Raw genomic sequence first — 2,445 nt, 5'->3', positions numbered from 1 at the left:
GGTTGTTTGTATGCGGGAGTGATAGCTGTTCCCGCTTATCCGCCGCGCAACAAACGCAACACGCCCAGGATAAAGGCGATCGCATCTGACGCACAAGCAGCGATCGCGCTTACTACATCGGCGATCGAATCTAAAGTCAAATCCCTGCTAGAAGAAGAAATCGGGACAGAAACTTTACAATGGCTGACTACAGATAATCTCGATCCAAACATAGAAGATTATTGGCAAAAACCCTTTATTGAAGCGAATACATTAGCTTTTTTGCAATATACTTCCGGTTCTACAGGAGAGCCGAAAGGGGTAATGGTGAGTCACGGCAACTTGTTGCACAACGCCGCAGTGACTTATCGTTTAATGGAACATTCGCCAAACAGTAAATTTATTTCTTGGTTGCCGACTTATCACGATATGGGATTGATCGGTGGGATATTGCAACCTTTATATGGAGGATTTCCTTGCATTTTAATGTCGCCGACATCTTTTTTGCAGCGTCCCTATCGGTGGTTGCAGGCGATTTCCCACTATCGAGGTACTACCAGCGGTGGCCCTAATTTTGCTTACGAATTGTGTATTGAAAAAATTACACCAGAACAACGCCAGACGCTCGATTTAAGCAGTTGGAATGTGGCTTTTAACGGTGCGGAACCAGTCCGTCACGATACTTTAGAGAGATTTTCTGCTACCTTTGCCGAGTGTGGATTTCGCCGGGAAGCTTTTTATCCCTGTTACGGGATGGCGGAAGCAACTTTGATGGTTGCTGGTGGAATTAAGAGATTTTCACCAACTATTAAAAGTGTTCGGGCGAGTGCGCTGGAATGCGATCGCGCGATCGAAGTTGAAGGTGAAAATGAGGATATCCGAAGTTTTGTCAGTTGCGGTCAAAGTATCCCAGACCAGGAGATTGCGATCGTGCATCCGGAAAAATTAACTCGTTGTTTACCGGATGAAGTCGGTGAAATTTGGGTATCTGGGCCAAGTGTAGCCCAAGGTTATTGGCATCGCACTCAAGAAACAGAAGAAAATTTCCGCGCCTATTTAGCAGATAGCAAACAAGATGCCTGCACCACAGGGCCTTTTTTGCGAACTGGGGATTTGGGATTTTGCCAAAATGGCGAACTTTTCGTCACGGGAAGAAGCAAAGATTTAATTATCATACGCGGTCGCAACCTCTATCCGACTGACATCGAACTAAGCGCAGAACGCAGTCATCCAGAATTGCGATCGAGTAGCGGTGCGGCATTTGCTGTCGAAATTGGCAATGAAGAACAATTGGTAGTCGTACAAGAATTGCAGTTTCGATCGAAAGCGAATGTCGAGGAAGTTATCGCCGCAATTCGCAAAGCTGTCTCGGAAGAACATGAGGTACAAGTTTATGCTGTGGTGCTGATTAAAGCGGGTAGTATTCCTAAAACTTCCAGCGGTAAAATTCAACGTCGTGCTTGTCGGTCAGAATTTTTGGCAGGCAAGTTGGATGTCTTGGGTAGCAGTATTCTGAATTGTGGGGAAAAGGGAGAAGATGCTACTCGCCTGAATCGAGAAGCAATCTTAACAATTGCGGCGATCGATCGCCAATCAATACTGGAATCTTACCTTCAGGAACAAGTCGATCGAGTGCTGGGAATAGCGCCAGCTTCTGCGGACAAACAGCAACCTTTGAGCAGTTTCGGTCTGGATTCTTTAAAAGTTTTTGAGTTAAAAAACCGCATTGAGGGCGATTTTCAAGTAGCCGTATCTGTGGCAGATTTGTTCGAGGGTGCGAGTATTTCGATGTTGGCAACGCAGATACTCGCTCAAATAACGGCGGGAGAAACAAAATCCTTAGTGCCTATCTCTCCAGTTGGCAATATTGCGACAGAATATCCTCTTTCTTTCGCTCAACAGAGATTGTGGTTTATCAATAAGTTAGAGCCAAATTCGGCTGCTTATAACATTGCCATAGCCGTTTACCTGACTGGACGAATCAACGAAGCAGCTTTGTCACAAAGCCTTCAGGAAATTATCAAACGTCATGAAGTTCTGCGGATGAGTTTCAAGGCAATGGATGGGCAACCAATGCAAGTTATCCATCCAGAGATAGATTGGCAATTAGGGGATTGCAAAACCGTTAAAAAATCATCAATTCAAGATTATTTAACTGACGAAGCGCAGCAGATTTTCGATTTAGAAGACGGAGGTTTATTGCGAGCTAAATTGGTGCGTGTGGGAGAAGAGGAAAACATCTTGCTTCTCGTCATGCACCATATCGTCTCGGATGGCTGGTCGATCGGCATTTTTATCCGAGAAATAGTAGCGCTTTACGAAGCTTTTTCTAGGGGAAAACCTTCTCCGCTGGCGAAATTACCGATTCAGTATAAAGATTTTGCCTATTGGCAACAGCAACAGCAAGTTGAAGTGTTCCAAACGCAGCTTGCTTACTGGAAACACCAGTTAGCTGGCAATCTTCCC

1 protein-coding gene is annotated in these 2,445 nt (G+C 45.1%); it reads left to right on the top strand.

Annotated features, from left to right (window positions below; genetic code table 11):
* Window positions 1-6: 6 nt before the first annotated feature.
* The coding region (locus tag H6S82_RS29060) for a condensation domain-containing protein (RefSeq protein ID WP_242057153.1) at window positions 7-2,445 on the top strand (2,439 nt) is incomplete at its 3' end.

Origin of the sequence: Planktothrix sp. FACHB-1355 (assembly GCF_014748295.1) — a bacterium.
Classification (GTDB): domain Bacteria; phylum Cyanobacteriota; class Cyanobacteriia; order Cyanobacteriales; family Aerosakkonemataceae; genus Aerosakkonema; species Aerosakkonema funiforme_A.
The sequence above is the reverse complement of the archived record's forward strand: the minus strand, read 5'-3'. Positions and strand labels throughout refer to the sequence as shown.